The following is a 20474-nucleotide window of genomic DNA, read 5'->3' on the forward strand; positions in this document are numbered from 1 at the left end:
AGGGTTGCCCTGTCGAAAGAAAAAGTTGTCCAGAAACAAGGTTAATAAGGACAGGTTTTGTTAAAAAAGAACAAGATTAGTCCATAACCTTACTTATGGAGCGTGGTGTTACTCGGGCTAATCCAGTAAAACCCCAAGACGTCCAAACAGACAGGAGAATTCCAATGATGATAGTAGCGAATGTCTATTCTCTTAAGATGGTTGTAGAGAGTTGAGTGGATCACCTATCGGAGAATTTATAAATAATTATAATTGTTAAAGGAAGTTTTTAATGGCACTGTTATTTCAATCGCTTGTAATTGGTTTTATATTTGGATTAGTTATCTTACTGGTAAATCGCGATAAACCTAAGAAATTCTTGATTTTTATTAAATACTTTTTCGTAGGTATGGCTGGTAATTTTTTATATGAATGGATAATGAATAATCTGTTCAGCTAACGAGGGCATTAGCTGGAATTCTGTTTCAGTATCTCGAAATCAAACCTTCCTTATAGGGGGGCGATGATAGAGGGAATGAAAGAATTGATGTGCTGGCTAGAAACAGATTTCTTTCGTTTCTTTCTTTCATCTGTAATAATTACCTACATCGTTGAAAAAGGAGGCAGATTATGACAAATCAAACTACAACGAAACCTTTATTTGAACCTTTTACTAGTGATAAATTAAACCTTCCGAACCGTACCGTGATGGCACCGATGACACGCGGATTCTCACCTGGAAATGTTCCTGATGAGGAAGTGGCGGCGTATTACCGCAGACGGGCGGAGAATGAAGTCGGGTTGATTATTACAGAAGGAACAGGGATTGACCATCCTGCTTCTGTGTCTGGTGCGAGTATTCCTGTGTTTCATGGAGAGAAGGCATTGAACGGCTGGGCCAATGTGGTGAAAGAAGTGCATGAGGCCGGCTGTAAAATTGCACCGCAGCTGTGGCATGTAGGAATGACTCGCAGCAAGGGAGACCTTCCCAATGAAGAGGCACAGCCGGTGGGACCATCAGGTCTAAGCTTAGATGGGGAGAAAGTGAATGAACCATTATCTACAGAAGAGGTAGAGGCGTTGGTGGATTCCTATGCCAAAGCAGCAGCGGATGCGAAACGCCTCGGCTTTGATGCTATTGAAATCCATGGGGCTCATGGTTACTTGATCGACCAATTCTTCTGGGAAAACACCAATAAACGCACCGACCGTTATGGCGGAGGTTTCGTTCAGCGCACGCAGTTTGCCGTAGAGATTGTAGAAGCGTGCCGTCGTGAAGTCGGGGAAGACTTCACGATTATTTTCCGTTTCTCCCAGTGGAAAATGAATGACTTCCAAGCGAAATTGGTTCATACGGCTGATGAGCTGGAACGCTTCTTACAGCCGCTTGTTGAAGCTGGTGTTGATATTTTCCACTGCTCCACACGCAGGTTCTGGGAGCCTGAATTTGAGGGTTCCGACTTAAACCTTGCAGGCTGGACGAAAAAACTATCAGGCAAGCCGGTCATTTCTGTCGGTTCTGTCGGTCTTGATGGTGTCTTTACGGACTTCTCTGGTGCCGAAACAACAAAACTTGACGGATTAATGGACAAATTGGATCGTGATGAGTTCGACCTTATAGCAATCGGCCGTTCGTTATTAATGGATCCAGAATGGGTGAAGAAAATCCATGAAGGCAGAGCGGATGATCTGTTAGCCTTTAATAAAGAAGCGCTGCAAAAACTATATTAATGTAAAGTTCGAACACAGGCGTCCTGATAGCAGGGCGTCTTTTTTTACTGTTATTTTATACATGGACGATATGGCAAATCCAGGTCTTAACAAAAGCGCAAATCCCTACTAAGGAATTGCGCTTTTTTAGTAATTGGAAAAATATTTTATCGTCTTTATACCAACGGATAAGATGAAGATACTAGCATAGAAAGAGTCCCTTCTATTTCAATCAAACAGGTATTTTGTTGTTAATGATCTCCCTATCACTCGAAGTCTCGAAGCTTTGTTTTTTGTGGTAGCAGAAGTAGGAACCGAATAATAACAGGTAAAAGATCAAGAAAGAACTTACAGGATCTCCCACAGAAAAAGTCGAGTACATCGCTCCTGTGAGATCAATCGCAAACCCGGCGTACGCCCATTCTGTAATTCGAGGAAAACCAGGGACTAATATCGCAATCACACCCAGTAATTTGGCAACTCCGATAAATGGAATAATGTAATCAGGGTAGCCCAAGTGATTGAATAAGGTAATGGCATCGGGATGAGAAAGAATATTAGTAATCGCACTAAAAAGCATCAAAGCTGTCAGAAGACCTGTGGAAATCCAATAAGCAATTGAAAGTTTTTTCATGTTTTCTTTCCTCCTTTCGTTTACTACGTTGTAAATTTTACCATTGATAATAACGGGAGATTTCTTCTGAATTGCTAACTTTTTATGAAGGCTTGTACCGGATCATTACTTGAAATGAAGATGTTTTTTTCATATAATTGACTAGTCAACTATAATGTCGGAACTACTGAGGTGGTAGCAGTGAATTCCTATGAGAATATTGGGATTTTTATTCGAGATGTAGATTTAACCATTATCAATGCTGTTACAGATCAACTAAAGCCGTTCAACCTTGCTCCAGAACAGAACCTTATTATGCTTCTGCTTTGGGAGCAGGAAGGATACACACCAAATGAAATTGCTGAACAGTTAAAAAAAGATCGAGGCAGTATTACCCGTATGATTTATCGGCTTGAAACAAAAGATTATATCCGAAGAGAAAGTGATAAGAAGGATCGTCGATCTTTCAAAGTCTATCTTACGGAGAAAGGAAAAGAACTTGGAAAAGAAGTTATCCCATTCACACAAAGTATTGGCGAATGCTTAACAAATGGGATCACGGAGGAAGAGCTAAATACTTTAACAAGGACACTAATGAAGATTAAACAGAATGCTCTTAATATTGGAGCTGAAAATTAAGGAGGGTAATGGAATGAAATTTGTCGTTATTGCCGGAAGTATCAGGAAGGAATCTTATAACAAGAAACTTGCTAATTATATCCGACTACGTTATCAGCAGAAAGCTGAAATCAAACTTTTACATATTGAAGAACTGCCTTTTTTTAACCAGGATGAAGAGGAAAATCCAGTAGCGACTGTAAGAGAATTTAAACAGAAGATAGTGGAGGCTGATGGTATTATCATTGTTACACCTGAGTACAATCATTCTGTGCCGGGTGTTTTGAAAAATGCGATAGACTGGTGTTCCAGGGTAGACAAAGTCATGACGAATAAACCAGTGATGATTGCGGGCGGTACGATGGGTGCACTAGGAACGGTCCGTGCCCAAATGCATCTGCGTCAGATCCTTAATGCTCCAGGTGTAGCCGCGCTTACTTTACCGGGAAATGAGGTTTTGATTGGCGCCATTCATCAAAAGATGGATGAAGAAGGAAAATTAATTGATGAACCAACGATTCAATTCTTAGATGACGTGATGAGTAATTTTATCGGCTGGATAGAAAAAACAAATAAATAAATAGATAGAATACGATGTTTTCGCTTGCTATTGCCTGAACTACTTTAGCATGCTCGGCAGGCATTATTTATGAATAAGTATGGAAAAAATGTGTAAATTGCATGTCCTTTTGATTACATCCGGCATTTCGGCCAAAATTTTTGTTAGTATAGAACCGTAGCACCCAGCTACCCAACGCCCGCCCCCTGGCGTTCGGTGAAATAACTTTCCAACATGAGCAGGGACGCAGACACTATGGTGTCTGCGTCTTCTTTTGTATATTTGTATAGGTGAAAGTGTCTTTACAACTATACATACATATGTAAAATTATATCTGAGAGGAGGCGTTTGGATGAACAGGTGTTTACTTGTGATTGATTATACGAATGACTTTGTGGCAGATGATGGGGCGTTAACCTGTGGAAAGCCGGGACAGGAAATTGAAGGTGACATACAAGGGTTAGTGAAACAGTGGGTGGAAGACAAGGATGCTGTCGTTTTTGCAGTGGACTTGCATCACCAGGACGATCGGTATCATCCCGAACATAAACTATTTCCTCCCCATAACATTGAGGGAACCGATGGCAGGGAACTGTATGGTTCACTTCAGGGCTTGTATGAAAAAAACAAGGACTTGTCCCATGTGAAATGGATGGATAAAACACGTTATAGTGCGTTTGCAGGAACTGACCTTGATCTTTATTTAAAAGAAAGAGGCATCCATGAAATTCACCTTATTGGCGTCTGCACGGATATTTGTGTGCTCCATACAGCGATGGATGCATACAACTTAGGGTATTCCATCGTTGTACATGAGCGTGCGGTAGCCAGTTTTAATGAAGAGGGGCACCAATGGGCGCTTGGTCATTTTGAACATGTGCTTGGTGCCAACGTCATAAAAAGCAACGAACGAGCTGAAAAAGCTTGAGTTGGATAAGATGAATAAAGACCTGCCCCCAGTGCGTTCATGTTTTCGTGCACTGGGGGCAGCCTCGTTTATTTAGCTTTTTTCTTATTGGGCGGGTGGAACCGTCCAATACCTAATTCTCTTCCCTCTTTATAAATAGCTTTGACAAAGCTGATGACCATTAACAGCATGATAATAGAGAAAGGCAGAGCGGCAATAATCATCGTGTTCTGCAAGGCTTGCAGTCCGCCTGTATAGAGAAGGGCAAGTGCAGTAGCCGACAGCAGGACTCCCCAGGTCAGTTTGATCGTAGTTCCGGGAGTTTCAGAACCTCCGGTTGTCATCATCCCCAAAACGAAGGTTCCTGAATCAGCTGAGGTGATGAAAAAGGTGCCAATCAGGGTCATGGCTACAATCGAAGCAATCATTCCTAATGGCATATTGGAAAAAACACCGAAAAGTGACTCTTCTGTTGCCAGGGAGGAAATTGTGTCCACACCATTATGTTCCAGTGAGATTGCAGCACCTCCGAAGGTAGCAAACCATAAAAAGCCGATGACGGACGGGACGACCAACACCGTAAATACAAATTCCCGGATGCTACGGCCGCGGGAAACCCGAGCGATGAATACGCCGACAAACGGAGACCAGGCGATCCACCAGGCCCAATAAAAAATCGTCCAATTATTGATCCATTCCCGTGTTTCTTCATCTAACGGCGCGATGCGAAAACTCATAGTCGGAAGGTGTTGAAAATATGCTCCGATTGAGCTTGTAAATAAGTTCAAAATGAATAAAGTCGGGCCTACGGAGAAAACAAGCAAGAATAAAAGACCTGCCAATCCCATGTTGACATTGCTGAGTATTCTGATCCCTTTCCCCAGGCCGGTCCAGGCTGAAATCATAAATAATACGGTGACGACCGCGACAATGATAAACTGCACCAGAATGCCCGTTGGGACATTAAACAAGTAGGATAAGCCGCCATTAATCTGTACTGCTCCAAAGCCAAGGGTGGTCGCAACACCGATAACTGTGGCAATAACGGCGAGGATATCAATAACTTTGCCAGTCACTCCATCCGCTTTATCTCCAATGATGGGTTTCAACGTGGCACTAATCAATCCGGCATGTCCATGGCGGAAATTGAAGTAAGCCAACACAAGTGCCACTATCCCATAGATCGCCCAGGCATGAATGCCCCAGTGGAAGAAGGTGTACTGCATCGCATCTTTGATTGCTTGATCTGTCCCCGTTTCTACGGTTGGCGAATTGATGGCATAGTGACTGATTGGCTCTGCTGTTCCCCAAAAGACAATTCCAATTCCCATACCTGCGCTGAATAACATAGCAATCCATGTTGGTCTGGAAAACTCGGGTTTCTCGTCTGCTTTTCCCAGCTTTATTCTCCCCAGTGGCGTCAGCAAAAAAGCGAGGCATACGAGCACGAATAAAGTGACGGCGATTAAGTAATACCACCCTAGTTTGTTAGAAATGAATGCCTGTACATTCTCTGTTGTCTTTTCTAAGCCATCTGGCCATACAACCCCAATAATTACGAGCACCAGCATTATTCCTACCGATATTTTAAAAACCGTTGTGAATTTTTCCTTCACGGTTTGGTCCCCTTCCATTTATGAAGATAGTTATATTATCTTGAAGGGAAACCGTTCTTATTCTTTATTTTCTGTTTTTGTAAAGGGTTTTTGCTTAATAAGAAAGAACTAAACTTTAAGGATAAACTTTTTATTGTAGCAGAGGGTGTCCATAAAGCAGTGTCAAAAGGACAAGTTAGCACTGTGAAGAGGAAGAGTTGTCCTTTAAGGAGTTCCAAAAGGACAAGTTAGCACCGTCAAGGGGAAAAGTTGTCCTCAAAGCAGGCAAATAAAGACAGGTTTTGATGAAAAAGAATGAGAGCTGTAGCAAAATTATAAAGGAGGTCATCACCGTGAGTATACGATTTGATGTGACAAGAAATATCCAGGTACCTCAGCAAAAAGCTTACACATCTCTACTTGATCTGGATGCTGCTGAACATTGGATGAAAGGCTTAGTCCGGATGGAACGTTTGGATGAGGGGCCACTCAAAGAGGGAAGTGAATGGAAGGAAACAAGAAAGATGTTCGGAAAAGAGGCTTCTGAACATTTTGAGGTAGTCGAGCTTTCTGAGCCCGACAAAATCGTCCTTCGCTGTGATGGTACGAAAGGAACAACCGGTAAAGGAGAATTTGTGTTTACATACCTTATCCATTCCTCAGGAGATTCTTCTGATATAAGACTTAAAGGTGAGATAAATGAGCTTACTGGCTTGTCAAAACTATTTGGTAAGCTGATGGCCGGGTCCTTTAAGAACGCTTGTGCAAAAGATATGGATGCGTTAAAAGCTTATTTGGAGGGTGAAGAAAAGCGCCATTCAGGTTAACGATGGTGAAGGCAGTACATAGCTCTCTGGTTTTCAATTTAGAACGGATGATGAATAGGAGGTGGTTGAAATGAAAGTTTGCGTAATATATGGCAGTACAAGAGAAAATGGAAATACAGAACTTTTAACAGAAGAAGTCGTCAAAAACTTACCAGACGTTACACGAATTGATTTGAAACGGTATCGGTACCACGATATTGTTGATCAACGACATGACATCAATGGATTCTCCCCAGTAGATGATGAGTATGATCAGATCATTGATCAAATCATGGATTGTGAAGTTTTAATTTTTGCTACACCAATTTATTGGTATGGCATGAGCAGTGTAATGAAACGCTTTATCGATCGCTGGTCGCAAACGGTAAGGGATGAAAAATATCCGGACTTTAAAGAACAAATGAGTCAGAAAGAAGCATATTTGGTCGCAGTCGGTGGAGATGAGCCGCGAGTAAAGGGCCTCCCGCTTGTCCAACAGTTCCAGTACATCTGCGAATTTATCGGTTTGAATTATAAAGGATATCTCATAGGGGAAGGCGGTAAGCCTAAAGATATTCTTACCGATAAGAAGGCTATTGAGGATGCACAGAAGTTAGGGGAATTGATAAAAGGTTAAATGTACGGTTTTGAGACGACATTTCAGAAGCTAATTCTTTATCCATGAACGATTGGCTTCTATTTTTATGAATAAGTGGCAGCACTTTGAAAATGTTAAGCTTCCCATAGTGGACCATTCTACTTTGGAAATTATTTATACGGGTAGACAGCTCTTTTTGGCTTACATTAAAAAAGATTAAGTTTTATCAAAAGGAGCTAACCACATGTTTTCACATATTAAAGAATTACAGTATAATGCCAAGCCTTCCCAGCCTGATGCTGTTTATGCGAAAAAGCTGCAGGAAATATTAGGTGGGCAATTCGGCGAGATTTCCGTCATGATGCAATACCTTTTCCAGGGGTGGAACTGTAGAGGAAACAGTAAATACAGGGACATGCTGTTGGATATTGGCACCGAAGAAATTGCCCATGTCGAAATGATTGCTACCATGATTGCTCAATTACTCGATGGTGCTCCCGCCCATGATCAGGAGCAGGCAGCCGAGGATCCTGTTGTGGAAGCTGTGCTTGGCGGAATGAATCCGCAGCATGCGATTGTGAATGGCTTAGGCGCGCAGCCAAATGACAGTTCTGGTTATCCATGGAATGCCCGTTATACCATTGCCAGCGGCAACTTACTTGCTGACTTCCGTGCTAATTTGAATGCAGAAACCCAAGGAAGACTGCAGGCGGTTCGTTTATATGAGATGACCACTGACCCTGGAGTCCGGGATATGCTTTCTTTCTTAATTGCCAGGGATAAAATGCATCAAAACCAATGGATGGCTGCTATTGAGGAACTGGAGCAGACACAGGGAGCGGTCGTTCCGAGCACGTTTAATCCGGAATATGAAAAGCAGGATGTTGCCTATTCGTTCATGAACTTCTCGGAAGGGGAGGAAAGCAGCACAGGACGCTGGGCTAATGGTGCTGCCATGGATGGAAAAGGAACATTTGAATATGTCCAATCGCCTCAGGCCAATGGTCAAAAACCGGCCTTGACTCCGGCTCCGGCATTTATTCACGGTACGCCTCCTGGGCAGGCTGAACTAGCACAGGATATGCCTTTACAAACGAATTAATTATGATAAAAAGCTTGAATCAGCTGTGGTTCAAGCTTTTTGTCGTTTTACATGGGGAGTCTTTAAGGGCGGGGTGTTGTGATAGGAACCATTTTCTATTACGCTTATTTTAACAGGAAGTAATAGAAAGCGAGTGAACATTGTGGAGAAAGTCGGTAGAAATGAACCGTGTCCATGTGGGAGCGGAAAGAAATATAAAAAGTGCTGCGGGAAATCGAATGTAGTGACATTCCCTACCCAGCAGATAGATGAAGAACTAAAAAACTTTCAACAACAATTCCAGGAATATATGTTTGAATCTTATCCTTACCTGTTGCCTCATCGGGAACCTGAAACGGACGAAGATCAAATCCTGTTTTTGGTGAGCCTGCTATATCGTGGCATATTTGAACAGCTGAAGGATGGCATGACGCCTTATCAACATTTTTTATCGAAGCGTAAGAAAAATATTGTTCGGCCTGCGACGAGAAAAGCGGTTGAAAATTGGGAAAATACCATACCTGGATTTTTCTATCTGGAAGAAGTGGAAAGCGAAAGTGTTGTGGTGGTCCGTGATTATTTTCACGATCAAACCTATCGAGTGGATAGAGTAAGTATTCCGTTAGAAACAGAATACTTTGAAGAATTTCCGTTTTATCTCGGCCTATTATTCAACTGGGGGGAAAATTATAGTTTCCTTCCGATTGCTATGCCGGGTAGTGATGAGCTCAAAGATTATTATATCCAACAGCTCGAGAGGCGGAGAAAACAAGGTAATGCTATGATATCTGCGCCTGACTATATAAAAGAGCATTTTTTACAGGAAGTGGAACATTGGCTCCATGATATGCCGAACTCGGTGCAGGATATATGGGATGGAAGACCGGAAGAACTGGAGGTATTGTTCCTGCTTGATGAACATGTTCCCCCTCACGTGCAAGGAAAGGAGGGGTATCATGGGCTAAAACACTTCTGGCAGAGTTTTTGTCAGGAGCACCAACCGCAAATCAGAAAACCAGCTGTCCTTGCAGCTGCACTTGAATATTTCATGGTGGCGACGCCATTTTTCGAGCTGGAGGACTACGATGTCACGCAAAAGGAGATCGCTGAAAAATATCGTGTCAGTACCGGCAGTATCGTCCGCAGGTTTGATGAGTTTGAAGATTTCATTTTCCAGATGATGGATGAGAAGATGGGCGAGCATCAAGACGCGGTAGTTCGTAATGTGGAACCGGGGAAAAATATCGACATGGAAAAAAGCATTTATGAAATGCACAAAAAGATCGAAGCGTCAGGGCTTACGAATGAAGATGATATCAATCGCTTTATGAAGGAGCAGCACCACGAGCCTTTTACCCCAGCCAATGATAAGGAACGCGCCCAAATCCTTGCTTATAATGCCATGCAGGTCGAGGACATCGACTTAAAGGAGGAGCTCGTAAACAAAGCGTTGGAGTATGATGATAAAAATATTGATGCGCTCGTCCTCCAGGCGCAAATGGAAGAAGACGTTCTGAAGAAAGAAGTAGGCTTGTTAAAGGCAGAGAATACCGGGCTTCGTTCGATGCGACCGGAATGGAGACAGGATGATGACCACAGTATCTGGGGATTTATCGAAGCACGTCCGATGCTCCGAGCACAGGAAGCGACTGCGGATTTTTATGTAGAAAAAGGTGAAGTGGAAAAAGCGATCGAGGGTTATGAATATCTGTTGCACTATAACCCAAATGATAATCAGGGTATTCGCTTTAAACTGATGACGCTCTATTTAGAACAGAGAAAGGTTAAGAAGGCGCGTGAGCTGTTGGAGAAGTATCCGGAAGATCATACGGTGGATTTTTATTATGCAGAAGTGTTAATTGAAATTTTAGAAGGAAGTTCCTATGAAGAGATAAAGGAATTGCTGGACAGAGCATTTGAGGCTAATTTATATATCATGGGTTTTATTACAGGGAGAACAGATCTGCCTGAAGAAATACCGGATCAGTATACACCAGGATCACTGGAAGAGGCTACCGTCTATTATCATCGACATAAACATATCTGGGAGTCCGTGGGGCTACCTTAACTTTATGACGCCAGGTATATATCAAAATGCCAGTCCCCTATGAAGATTCGGAGCCTGCCGAATAAACACAGTTAATATAAGTGCCAGACCCTATGTTGCAAATGCTTTAACAGGCAGGGGGTGGCACTTTTTTCGTGAGAAGAAGGCTAACTAGGACAGGTTAGCCTCGGCGAGGGAAAAAGTTGTCCTTAAAGCAGGCGAATAAGGACAGGTTAGTCCCGGTGAAGGAAAAAGCTGTTCTTAAAGCAGTTGAATAAGGACGGGTTAGCCTCGGCGAGGGAAAAAGTTGTCCTTAAAGCAGGCGAATAAGGACAGGTTAGCCCCGGCGAGGGAAAAAGTTGTCCTTAAAGCAGGCGAATAAGGACAGGTTAGTTCCGGTGAAGGAAAAAGCTGTCCTTAAAGTAGGCGAATAAGAGGGTGGGACTCAGGACCTTCATCAAAAAGGTCCTTTTTTACTGCAATTCTTTAGCTGGCGAATATTGCTCATCAATCGTATCCATCTGTTTCAATACTTCATCTCTTCCGTGATAAATATGTTCATGCATGGCGACACGAGCCCGTTCCATATCCTGTTCTTCGATTGCTTTTAACAGTGTCTTGTGAGCTTCCAGCGAATGCCTGAGCTGCTCTTCATTGAACCAGTAGAAGGAACGGAAAATCAGTGGAACGACGACCACTTTCGTGATGTGGGAATAAATATGCGGGTTTTGTGAGGCGTTGATGACGGCGTTATGGAACTGGTGATTGATATCCAGAATATTCTCGATTGTCGTCTCGCCTGTTTTGATATAGTTGTCGATTGCCTTTTCATAGGAGTCGTTCGCCAGTCGCATATTTTCAAGATCGGCTTCGGTCCGGTGGGTGGCTGCCTGGGAAGCGGCATAGCCTTCCAACAGTGTCCGCAGGTCATAGATTTGCTGGATGTCCTTTTTCGTGAAATGACGGACGCGGACGCCTCGTTTCATGGAAACGGTAAGCCCTTCTGATTCTAATTGTTTTAAAGCTTCCCGGATTGGTGTCCGGCTCGTCTCTAGTTTTTTTGCTAAAAACTCTTCTGTCAGCCGCATTTTGGGCGGAAACTCTCCGTGTAAAATGGAACGTTTGATTGATTCATAGATGGTCATTCGTTCAACCTCCCCTTACTTCATTGTATACAAACAGGGTGGCTTCATCAAACGAATATAGGTCATTGTATACAAAGAAGGTATAATAAGCTTATTTTTTGTAATTTTAACAGACTGGGTTGAAAGTTTGTATACAAACTGTTAGCATATAACACAACATTCTGAAAATTAATCCAATTTCGAAAGCGCTTTTATCCGAAGGAAGCAAAAGACCAGCAGCTATAAAAAGACAAAGAGGTGTATGGCATGATGCAAAGTTTAGAAGGTATCAAGGTATTGGAGATGGGAAGCTTGATTGCCGGGCCGTTCGCGGGCAGGCTGATGGCTGAAAACGGGGCCGATGTCATTAAAGTGGAACCGCCGAAGAAAGGCGACCCGCTCCGTGATTGGAGACATGTGTACGAAGGGACTTCATTATGGTGGAGACTCCAGTCGAGAAATAAGAAGTCGATCACTGTTGATTTGAAAAGTGAGGAAGGGCAGGAAATCATCAAGTCCTTGATCATGGAATGCGATATCCTGATTGAAAATTTCCGGCCGGGGACCTTGGAAAAATGGAACCTTAGCTATGAGGAATTGTCGGCGATCAATCCCGGACTGATTATGGTGAGAGTTTCCGGATACGGTCAGACGGGGCCATATCGTGACAAGCCGGGATTTGGCAGTGTCGGGGAATCGATGGGAGGCCTTCGCCATCTGACCGGCTATCCGGATCAGGCGCCGACGCGGGTCGGTGTCAGCCTTGGGGATTCTGTTGCTGCCATGTATGCCGTAATTGGCGCCATGATGGCGATTTATCACCGGGACGTGAAAGGTACAGGAAAAGGGCAGGTCATTGATGTGGCGTTATACGAAGCAGTATTCAGCCTGCTGGAAGGTGCGCTTCCTGAATTCGATAAGGTAGGTGCAGTCCGTGAGCGTACAGGAACTTCCTTGCCGGGCATCGCTCCTTCAAATACATACGAATGCAGCGATGGTAAGTATGTTGTCATCGGTGGTAATGGCGATGCGATTTTCAAGCGACTGATGGATGTGGTTGGACGTCCGGAGCTGGGTGAAGATGAGCGTTATCAGAGTAACAGCGGACGCGCGGCTGATGCTGATTTTCTCGATGAAGTGATTGAAGCCTGGACAAAAACGGTCGATTTTGAAACCGCTTTAGCGAAACTTGATGAAGCGCGTGTGCCAGCGGGGCCTATATACAGCATCGAAGATATCGTGAAGGATCCGCATTACTTGAGCAGGGAAATGATCCAGAACTTCCAGCTGGGTGAGGGCGAAACTCTGAAAGTTCCTGGTGTAGTTCCTAAAATGAGTGAAACACCAGGGGAGACGAAGTGGCTCGGACCTGAACTTGGACAGCATACCGATGAAGTGATGAAGGACTGGCTGACGTATGATGAAGAAAAAATTGCAGCTTTGAAAGCCCAGGGCATCATTTAGAAAGGAGGAGGAAACTTGACACGGATTTATATTCAGGAAGTTGCAACAAGGGACGGTTTCCAAATGGAAGATCGTTTCGTACCGACAGATGACAAAATTGCATTGATCGATCAGTTGAGTAATTCCGGAGTAGACAAAATTGAAGTCACCTCGTTCGTTTCACCGAAGGCCATTCCAAATCTAAGGGATGCGGAGGAAGTGATGAATGGGATCAAGCGTAAGGAAGATGTCACTTACACGACTTTGATACCGAACGTCCGTGGAGCAGAGCGGGCAGCAGCGTGTCAGGCGGATGAAGTCAACCTCGTCGCTTCTGTCAGTGAAACGCATAACAGGAAAAACGTAAGGCGTACTGTCGATGAGTCGTTTGCCAGTTTTAAAGAGATTGCCGACTACTTATCCGGGACAGGAATTGATATTAATGGAACGCTTGCTACGACATTCGGCTGCCCGTTTGAAGGATCGATAGCTGAGGACCGTGTCCTGGAGCTTGCGGAAGTGTACCTTGAATTAGGAGCAGGTGGGATCACCCTTGCTGATACGACAGGGATGGCAACGCCGAATCAGGTACATGGCTTATGTGAAAAAGTGCGTGACCGCTGGCCGGATCTTCCGGTAACCCTTCATTTCCATAATACAAGAGGGATGGGGCTCGCCAATGTCATTGAAGGAATTCGCGCAGGTGTGACCCGATATGATGCTTCGCTTGGAGGTCTGGGCGGCTGTCCATTTGCTCCGGGGGCAACCGGAAATATTTGCACGGAGGACCTTGTCCATATGCTCGCCTTTATGGGCTATGACGTGAATGCGGATTTGGACAAGCTGATGGACTTATCCAAACATCTGGAAACGTTAGTAGGTCACGAAGTTCCAGGTCAGGTTATCAAAGCAGGCAAAATCACGGACTTGCATGAGCAGTAAACAGTTTCTAAGTAAGCAAAGTCTTTTTTTTTACACTTTTAAATCTGAAAATTTTGAAATAAAAGGAGGCAACACACGTGGGCAGCGAAAAAAGAGAACCGATCAAAAACCCGAGAATTTGGATCATATTAGGAATCTTGCTTGCGATGATTACCCCTTGGTATTTCCCGGACAGCTTCGGTGAGATACTCGTTTATGGTGTACCGCTCTGGGCTGTGATCATCATTTTGTCGTCATTATTATTGTCTGCTTATTTATCGTATGTGCTGAAGTATCACTGGATGCTGGAAGAAGACGAGGAAGAAGCCGAACAGAAAGGAGCGAAATAAGCTATGGAATTAGCATTCTCCGGTTGGTCCGGTATTTTAATTTTGGCCATGTATGGGTTGATCATGCTTGGTGTCGGGGTTGTCACTTTTTTGCGCAACCGACATATCCATCAAAGTCTTGATGAGTATTACCTTGGCGGCAGGGGACTTGGTGTCATGGTCCTGTTTTTCACTTTTTTTGCAACACAGTACAGCGGAAATACCGTTGTCGGTTATCCGCCGTCCGCTTATCGGATGGGGTATGAATACTTAGTTTCTGTACCATTTTTTATTACCATTATTATGGCATACTTATTGTTCGCTCCACGGTTATATCGACTGGGCAAAAAATACCGTCTCGTAACCCCTGCTCAGTGGTTTGAAAAACGATATAAGTCAAAAGCAGTTACGATTCTGGCGTCGCTATTGATGCTTTATGGCTTGGGTAATTACCTGCTGGAGCAGCTCGTTGCCATCGGTCAAGGGGTTTCCGGTCTGACTGGCGGTACGATTCCTTATCAGGTAGGCGTTGTCTTCTTCGTCATCATTATGGTCATTTACGGCTGGCTTGGAGGAATGCGTTCGGTTGCCTATACAGATACAATGCAAGGGATCGCGCTGTTATTCGGTGTGTTCATGCTGTTGATCGGTTCGATTATTTATTTTGGCGGCCTGCCTACATCAGCTGATTACATGCAAGCCTACTCTCCAGAAAAGTTAGGTGTACCTGATGGTCCGGGCGTCATGAACTGGTTCAGCCTTCTTGTAATGATCGGTATCGGTGCGGCTGTCTATCCACATGCAATCCAGCGGATTTTTGCAGCCAAAAGTGAGCGGACACTGAAACGCTCATTCAGCAGAATGGCCTGGATGCCTTTTTTGACTGCCGGTGTTGTATTCATCATTGGAATTATCGGAATTAACGCTTACCCTGGGTTGACCGAGGGTGAATCCGAGCAGCTGGTCGGGATGATGGCCAGTGCTGTCGCAAGTCAGAACGTTATATTCTATTGGGCAATGGTTCTCTTGTTTGGCGGCGTCATTGCAGCTATTGTGTCGACGGCTGATTCCGTATTGCTTACTTTTTCTTCGATTATTTCGAACGACTTGTACGGCAGCTATATTAACCCGGATGCATCCGAGAAGAAGAAGCTATTAGTAGGGAAATTGGTAGGGCTGGTTGCTGTAGGAATTCTAATTTTGGTAGCCTGGTTCCCGCCTGGCACGTTGTATCAGATTTTCGTTCTGAAATTTGAATTGCTCGTGCAAATCGCACCCGGTCTGATCATCGGGTTATATTGGAACCGTCTTCATACGAAAGCGGTGTTCGCCGGTATGCTGGTCGGTACGATTATCGCTTCTTCCATGACGTTGTTCGGCCTTTCTTACTTTGGAATCGCCAACGGCCTCTGGGGTCTTTTGGTCAACGTAGGAATCTGTGTCGTTGGCAGTCTGTTTATGACTGTATCTGTTGTGGAGGAAAAAGAAGCGAAGCAAGTCATTGGCATGTAGGGGCAAATAGGTTTACTCTCTATTTATAGCAGTTTGATAGAAAAGAGATGACATACTATGGAAAAACCTGCAACAGCACTCTCACCAGCGAACAAGTTCGAGCCGTGGCGGATGTTGCTGTGGCTATTGATGGCACAGATCATGGTCGCGTTCATCGGCCGCAGCCTCGGACCGCTTGGTGTATTGATTGAAGAAGATCTTTCCTTAACAAAAGCACAAGTCGGACTGCTGCCGTCTGCCCTTTTTCTCGGGCAGGCGGTTGCCTCTATTCCGACCGGTTTCTTGGCGGACCGCTTCGGTTCCCGGCCATTACTGATGGTAATGTCGGTGACACTCGGTGTCAGTTTTTTATTGATGACACTGCAGCATAACTATGTCCTGGTATTGCTGTTAATTGTCATTGGCGGGATCGGCTATGGCGGGATGCATCCGACGACCAATCGCGGGATCGTATATTGGCATGAACAAAAACAGCGAGGTACCGCGATGGGTATCAAGCAGATGGGAATCACGTTCGGTTCGGCATTGGCTGCGATTTTACTGTTGCCGCTTGCCGAGACGCATGGCTGGAGAGTTGTCGTCTTGCTTGCCTGTATCGGGCTGATTGTGACGGGAGTAATTGCTTACTTTTTATACAGTGACCCCGAGCAGGAGAAGGATTACAACCGGGTAAAGGGGGCGCCAGGCAGTACGTTTAAATCGATTGCCGCAATGGCAAAAAACAAAGCATTGTTGTTGATCAGTCTGTGTGCGATGGGCATCAATGGCTCGCAAATGGCATTAAATACATATCTTGTTCTGTTTGCCTATGAACAGCTTGGCATCAATCTTGTGTTAGCCGGATTATTGCTGGTTGTTTCTGAGGTTGGCGGCTCGTTTGGACGGATCGGCTGGGGCGTTATCAGTGACCGTGTCTTTGGTGGGGAGCGGCTGAAAGTGATGGCGATTATTGTGACGATTACACTGGTAGCCAGCGCAGTCGTGGCCTTTTTACCGTCGGGAACGCCGTATGGTCTGCTCGTCCCGCTGTTTTTTGTATTCGGATTTGCGGTATCCGGTTTCAATGGCATCTGGATGAACCTGGCGTCAGAGCTGGTGCCGAAAGAGCAGGCCGGCTTATCGAGCGGCTTCAGCATTACGCTCGGCTCCATGGGGGTCATTTTTCTGCCGCCATTGTTCGGACTCGTTGTTGACCAGACACAAGGGTATATGTTCGGCTGGCTGTTGATTTCCTTCTTGATGATTGTCGTCATGTTTTTATTAACGTTATTGAATAAGTTGAAAAAAGAGCAGGAAAGGAGCTATGGACAGTGAAATTCAATCCATCAGAACTAGAAACGAACCAAGTATATAAACTACTGTCGGGGTCAGTCGTGCCGCGTCCGATCGCCTGGGTGTCGACGATTTCAAACGATGGCATCCTGAACCTGGCCCCTTACAGCTTTTTTACCGTTGCTTCACGGAAACCGCCAATGCTTTGTATCTCGGTGGGTCCAGGTGTAGGGGAGCGTGTGGGAACGGTCAAAGATACACTGACCAACACTCGTGATAATGGTGAATTCGTGATCAATATAGCGACGACTCCGTTAGGGAATGAACTGCAAAAGACAGCGGAGCATGTCCCGGCTGAAATTGATGAATTCGCCGAAGCGGGACTGACTGCGGTTGAGAGTGAACTCGTGAAGCCGAGGCGCGTGAAGGAAGCACCGATTCAAATGGAGTGCCGGCTGCACCAGATCGTCCCACTTGGCAGTGATCATCTAGTGATTGGCGAGTTGGTCATGTATCACATTAAGGAAGAGTTTTATCAGGAAGCCTATAAAGTGAACCTGGAACAGCTGCGTCCCCTCGGCCGGCTTGCGAATCAGTTCAGCGAAAGCAAGGACTTTTTCACATTGCCGAAAGAGGATCTGGAATAGACCCGCTATGCTAGGAAGGAAAGTGGTTTTCTTTTATATTCCTTATGATTTTTGCAATCAAACGGACCACCAATTTTCCTATTAAGAGGACAATTCCTGTGAAAATTACTACTGAATCCTGAGTCAAGGGTTTAAACCAGGTCACATTAGGTGGAGTGATCCATTCTTTTCCCAGCAATACCGACACCATGATAGTTACGAGATTTACGGCCATGATATAACGGAGTTTGACCTTTACAGACAACAAACCGACCACAATCACGAATAAAATTGTGCCAGGAAACAGGAAAGGAGCTTCTCCTCCATTTATGTATTGAGTGGTTTCGTAGTAATGAAATAAAAACGGTAGTGGCACTAAAGAAAGCAACAGCCATATTAACTTGATGATGAACACCTCCTTTTTACTTGATATAAATTATAAATGTTCATGGTACCACATAAAAATGCCTAACACCCACTCTGTTATCGAAAAGACGTGCCTAAGAGGAGAGGTTGTTGTTAAAAAAGCGCGAGCGTGTCCTCAATGATGACTTATAAGGACAGGTTAGCCTTGTCCAAGCAAAAAGTTGTCCGAAATGGGGGCAAATAAGGACAGGTTAGCGCCGGTAAAGGAAAAAGTTGTCCGAATAGGGGGCAAATAAGGACAGGTTAGCCCGGGAAAAGGCAAAAGTTGTCCAAAAGAGGGTAAATAAGGACAGGTTAGCCCGGGAAGAAGCAAAAGTTGTCCAAAAAGAGGGTAAATAAGGACAGGTTAGTCCCTGGAAAAGCAAAATTTGTCCTTAAAGAAGGCTAATAATGCCAGGTTAGCTCTGGCAAAGCAAGCAATACCTGCCCCATTGAGAGAATATTTACTTTTATGGGGCATTTTTTATGAGAGGAACTAGAGGAGTATCGTCGGGGGTGTAGAAATTAATAAACGAACTATTTATTAAGGAGGAACCTGATGATTAATCAACTCGGACAAGTGATGGTGTATGTCAATGATCAGGATAAGGCAGTCAGTTTCAGGACGGAGAAAATTGGGTTTCGGGTGATTGCGGATGAAAGTAATGGGGACATGAGGTGGATTGAGATGGCGCCAGCAGAAGGCGCGGGGTCAAGCATTGTTCTTCATGATAAACAATTGATTGCAAAAATGTATCCTGACATGAATCTCGACACGCCGTCTTTAATGTTTTTTTCGGATAACCTCGATCAGTTACATAAGGACTTATCCGGTAAAAATATGACGGTCGGGGAAATTGTTGAGATGCCTTCTGGAAGCGTGTTTAATTTTGCCGACGAGGAAGAGAATTATTTTGCTGTGATGGAAAAGTGAAGAGGATGAAGAGGTAAGAGTCTGGCAGGCATTGGTGTTAGTCAGACTCTTTTTTATTGAAAATAAATGGTTGCCCACACCATTCCTCCTATAATGAAGGTGGTTATAAGCGTAGCCTTGCCAATCCACAACAGCCGATGGTTATCATCCGATCGCCGATGGAGCAAAGCGATATAGTCGGCGATTATCCAAGTCGCCAGTGAAAACAAGACGATTCCTAAAACAGGAAAGGAGTCTTGTACATGAAGTTCAACAAAAGCATAGATAGCAAGTATTGCAAATGAAAAGTTTCCCAGAATGGTATAAATTAGTAACTTTTTATCCAATGGTACTCGCCTCCACCGTTCATCATAGATTAATAAAGTATGTGGTGTTATGTAACAATAGTATAATTATGGCAAAAAATCCCTACTGTGACAATTAAGAATGGGAAAAAGTTGAAACGATTTAGTGAGTGGTTCGTAGAATGTATAACAGCAGAAACGGTTGGGAGATGATCTAGGGATGTGGGACCGGTGGGAAGAAAAGAAGAAAAAGACGAGGAGAGCGCGGAAGAAGAAAGGTGATTATACGTTTTGGGATGGTTTCTTCGATCTTTTATTCTGGGTGCCTGAGTTATTGATTTTACCGCTCCGTCTGATTTTCTTTCTTTTCCGAGGCGTCGGAAAGCTGTTTAAGGATGCGTTTGATTTTATTCCGTGAAATGGGGGGGTGGTTTTGAATGGTATTTGCCGTCCCAATTGGAGTGATTTTGGCAACTGTGTTCTTTGCTCACTTTTTGAGTGCTGGAAAGTCCGTGAAACGTAAATATGTCGTGTGGGGTACGACGGTATTATTCGTCATCGCACCCTTTTTGTCATTCCTTATTGGTATCATTTTTGCGAACATCGTAGGAGACGGGTTCGCCGGAGGAATGATGATGGCAGTATGTTTTGCGGTTATTTTTTTGATCGGGCTGGTCGTACTGTTGATGGGTATTGTTAAGAAGCAGGTAAGAAGCGAGTAAATATTGGAGGGACTATCGATGATGTGGATAGCTTTAGGTATCGCTGCAGCAGGATTTTTTATTGGAGAAGGGCTGAAGAATTTCAAAGAGCCTGATGGGAAAAGTCTGCTGGATGCGTTTGAAGATGAGGATCGGGCACATGAACTGATTCCTGAAAAAGATGTACATAATTTTATGGGGATTTCTAAGAAGGATGCCAATGCTTTAAGACAAGAACATCCTGATATTCCGCACCTTTCAATTAATGGGAATGTTTACTTTCCAAAAGAAAAGCTGCGGGAGTGGCTGTTGAACTTAGCAAAATGAGGGGGTTTTTAGAGTGGTAGGGGAACTTTCCAGGTGAGTGCCGTAAGTAGGAGTTAGCGAGATAACTGCAAGGAGGAATAGCG

General features: G+C 44.2%; 23 protein-coding genes. 18 read left to right on the forward strand and 5 right to left on the reverse strand.

Features of this window, described 5'->3' with window-relative positions; genetic code table 11:
- Nucleotides 1–609 precede the first annotated feature (609 nt).
- On the forward strand, nucleotides 610–1710 hold the full coding sequence (locus B9Y67_RS13440; RefSeq protein ID WP_085507237.1) for an NADH:flavin oxidoreductase: 1101 nt from the start codon (nucleotides 610–612) through the stop codon (nucleotides 1708–1710).
- Nucleotides 1711–1921: 211 nt separating this feature from the next.
- Here B9Y67_RS13440 and B9Y67_RS13445 read toward each other — a convergent pair whose 3' ends face one another.
- On the reverse strand, nucleotides 1922–2323 hold the full coding sequence (locus B9Y67_RS13445; protein WP_085507240.1) for a DoxX family protein: 402 nt from the start codon (nucleotides 2321–2323) through the stop codon (nucleotides 1922–1924).
- Nucleotides 2324–2503: 180 nt separating this feature from the next.
- Between B9Y67_RS13445 and B9Y67_RS13450 the strand changes: the two genes are divergently transcribed.
- From B9Y67_RS13450 to B9Y67_RS13460, 3 genes are all read left to right on the forward strand, one after another.
- Complete coding sequence (locus tag B9Y67_RS13450; protein WP_085507242.1) at nucleotides 2504–2941, forward strand: MarR family winged helix-turn-helix transcriptional regulator; 438 nt, start codon at nucleotides 2504–2506, stop codon at nucleotides 2939–2941.
- 13 nt (nucleotides 2942–2954) lie between these two features.
- A complete protein-coding gene (locus B9Y67_RS13455; RefSeq protein ID WP_085507244.1) occupies nucleotides 2955–3500 on the forward strand; it encodes an NADPH-dependent FMN reductase in 546 nt (181 codons plus the stop codon).
- A 331-nt stretch (nucleotides 3501–3831) separates the two neighbouring features.
- Nucleotides 3832–4407 (forward strand): cysteine hydrolase family protein, encoded by a 576-nt coding sequence (locus B9Y67_RS13460; RefSeq protein WP_085507246.1) that lies wholly within the window; start codon nucleotides 3832–3834, stop codon nucleotides 4405–4407.
- A gap of 68 nt (nucleotides 4408–4475) precedes the next feature.
- On the opposite strand, the gene B9Y67_RS13465 is transcribed toward B9Y67_RS13460, so the two are convergent.
- The gene (locus tag B9Y67_RS13465; protein ID WP_176224004.1) at nucleotides 4476–6002 is read right to left on the reverse strand and encodes a glycine betaine uptake BCCT transporter; all 1527 of its coding nucleotides are present in this window, start codon (nucleotides 6000–6002) and stop codon (nucleotides 4476–4478) included.
- 332 nt (nucleotides 6003–6334) lie between these two features.
- Between B9Y67_RS13465 and B9Y67_RS13470 the strand changes: the two genes are divergently transcribed.
- The 4 genes from B9Y67_RS13470 (at nucleotide 6335) to B9Y67_RS13485 (ending at nucleotide 10534) form a co-directional block, all read left to right on the forward strand.
- Nucleotides 6335–6808 (forward strand): SRPBCC family protein, encoded by a 474-nt coding sequence (locus B9Y67_RS13470; protein ID WP_085507250.1) that lies wholly within the window; start codon nucleotides 6335–6337, stop codon nucleotides 6806–6808.
- Between the two features lie 70 nt (nucleotides 6809–6878).
- Nucleotides 6879–7424, forward strand: coding sequence for a flavodoxin family protein (locus B9Y67_RS13475; protein WP_085507251.1), 546 nt, complete (start codon nucleotides 6879–6881; stop codon nucleotides 7422–7424).
- A 205-nt stretch (nucleotides 7425–7629) separates the two neighbouring features.
- A complete protein-coding gene (locus B9Y67_RS13480) occupies nucleotides 7630–8487 on the forward strand; it encodes a manganese catalase (protein WP_085507254.1) in 858 nt (285 codons plus the stop codon).
- Between the two features lie 133 nt (nucleotides 8488–8620).
- Complete coding sequence (locus B9Y67_RS13485; protein ID WP_139823806.1) at nucleotides 8621–10534, forward strand: tetratricopeptide repeat protein; 1914 nt, start codon at nucleotides 8621–8623, stop codon at nucleotides 10532–10534.
- Between the two features lie 452 nt (nucleotides 10535–10986).
- On the opposite strand, the gene B9Y67_RS13490 is transcribed toward B9Y67_RS13485, so the two are convergent.
- Nucleotides 10987–11658: a GntR family transcriptional regulator gene (locus B9Y67_RS13490; RefSeq protein WP_085507257.1), complete on the reverse strand. Its 672-nt coding sequence runs from the start codon at nucleotides 11656–11658 to the stop codon at nucleotides 10987–10989.
- Nucleotides 11659–11904: 246 nt separating this feature from the next.
- Here B9Y67_RS13490 and B9Y67_RS13495 point away from each other — a divergent pair, with 246 nt between their 5' ends.
- The 6 genes from B9Y67_RS13495 (at nucleotide 11905) to B9Y67_RS13520 (ending at nucleotide 17761) form a co-directional block, all read left to right on the forward strand.
- Nucleotides 11905–13101, forward strand: a complete 1197-nt coding sequence (locus B9Y67_RS13495; RefSeq protein ID WP_085507259.1) for a CaiB/BaiF CoA transferase family protein — start codon at nucleotides 11905–11907, stop codon at nucleotides 13099–13101.
- A 15-nt stretch (nucleotides 13102–13116) separates the two neighbouring features.
- Nucleotides 13117–14022, forward strand: coding sequence for a hydroxymethylglutaryl-CoA lyase (locus B9Y67_RS13500; RefSeq protein ID WP_217807576.1), 906 nt, complete (start codon nucleotides 13117–13119; stop codon nucleotides 14020–14022).
- 77 nt (nucleotides 14023–14099) lie between these two features.
- Nucleotides 14100–14351: a hypothetical protein gene (locus B9Y67_RS13505; protein ID WP_085507261.1), complete on the forward strand. Its 252-nt coding sequence runs from the start codon at nucleotides 14100–14102 to the stop codon at nucleotides 14349–14351.
- A 3-nt stretch (nucleotides 14352–14354) separates the two neighbouring features.
- A complete protein-coding gene (locus B9Y67_RS13510) occupies nucleotides 14355–15842 on the forward strand; it encodes a sodium:solute symporter family protein (protein ID WP_085507263.1) in 1488 nt (495 codons plus the stop codon).
- A 57-nt stretch (nucleotides 15843–15899) separates the two neighbouring features.
- Complete coding sequence (locus B9Y67_RS13515) at nucleotides 15900–17156, forward strand: MFS transporter (protein ID WP_085507265.1); 1257 nt, start codon at nucleotides 15900–15902, stop codon at nucleotides 17154–17156.
- Nucleotides 17153–17761, forward strand: coding sequence for a flavin reductase family protein (locus tag B9Y67_RS13520; protein WP_085507267.1), 609 nt, complete (start codon nucleotides 17153–17155; stop codon nucleotides 17759–17761). Before B9Y67_RS13515 ends, B9Y67_RS13520 begins: the two co-directional genes overlap by 4 nt.
- Before the next feature lie 10 nt (nucleotides 17762–17771).
- On the opposite strand, the gene B9Y67_RS13525 is transcribed toward B9Y67_RS13520, so the two are convergent.
- Complete coding sequence (locus tag B9Y67_RS13525; protein ID WP_085507268.1) at nucleotides 17772–18128, reverse strand: hypothetical protein; 357 nt, start codon at nucleotides 18126–18128, stop codon at nucleotides 17772–17774.
- 576 nt (nucleotides 18129–18704) lie between these two features.
- Here B9Y67_RS13525 and B9Y67_RS13530 point away from each other — a divergent pair.
- Nucleotides 18705–19079: a VOC family protein gene (locus B9Y67_RS13530; protein ID WP_085507270.1), complete on the forward strand. Its 375-nt coding sequence runs from the start codon at nucleotides 18705–18707 to the stop codon at nucleotides 19077–19079.
- A gap of 53 nt (nucleotides 19080–19132) precedes the next feature.
- Here the strand turns inward: B9Y67_RS13530 and B9Y67_RS13535 are convergent, their stop codons facing one another.
- Complete coding sequence (locus B9Y67_RS13535) at nucleotides 19133–19405, reverse strand: hypothetical protein (RefSeq protein ID WP_085507272.1); 273 nt, start codon at nucleotides 19403–19405, stop codon at nucleotides 19133–19135.
- 178 nt (nucleotides 19406–19583) lie between these two features.
- Here B9Y67_RS13535 and B9Y67_RS13540 point away from each other — a divergent pair, with 178 nt between their 5' ends.
- Genes B9Y67_RS13540 through B9Y67_RS13550 form a run of 3 tightly spaced genes read left to right on the forward strand, consistent with a single transcriptional unit; the run spans nucleotide 19584 to nucleotide 20391 of the window.
- Nucleotides 19584–19781 (forward strand): hypothetical protein, encoded by a 198-nt coding sequence (locus B9Y67_RS13540; protein ID WP_085507274.1) that lies wholly within the window; start codon nucleotides 19584–19586, stop codon nucleotides 19779–19781.
- A 19-nt stretch (nucleotides 19782–19800) separates the two neighbouring features.
- Nucleotides 19801–20085: a hypothetical protein gene (locus B9Y67_RS13545; protein WP_085507276.1), complete on the forward strand. Its 285-nt coding sequence runs from the start codon at nucleotides 19801–19803 to the stop codon at nucleotides 20083–20085.
- 18 nt (nucleotides 20086–20103) lie between these two features.
- Complete coding sequence (locus B9Y67_RS13550) at nucleotides 20104–20391, forward strand: DNA-binding protein (RefSeq protein ID WP_085507278.1); 288 nt, start codon at nucleotides 20104–20106, stop codon at nucleotides 20389–20391.
- Nucleotides 20392–20474 lie beyond the last annotated feature (83 nt).

Origin of the sequence: Thalassobacillus devorans (assembly GCF_900176565.1) — a bacterium.
Taxonomy (GTDB): domain Bacteria; phylum Bacillota; class Bacilli; order Bacillales; family Halobacillaceae; genus Thalassobacillus; species Thalassobacillus devorans_A.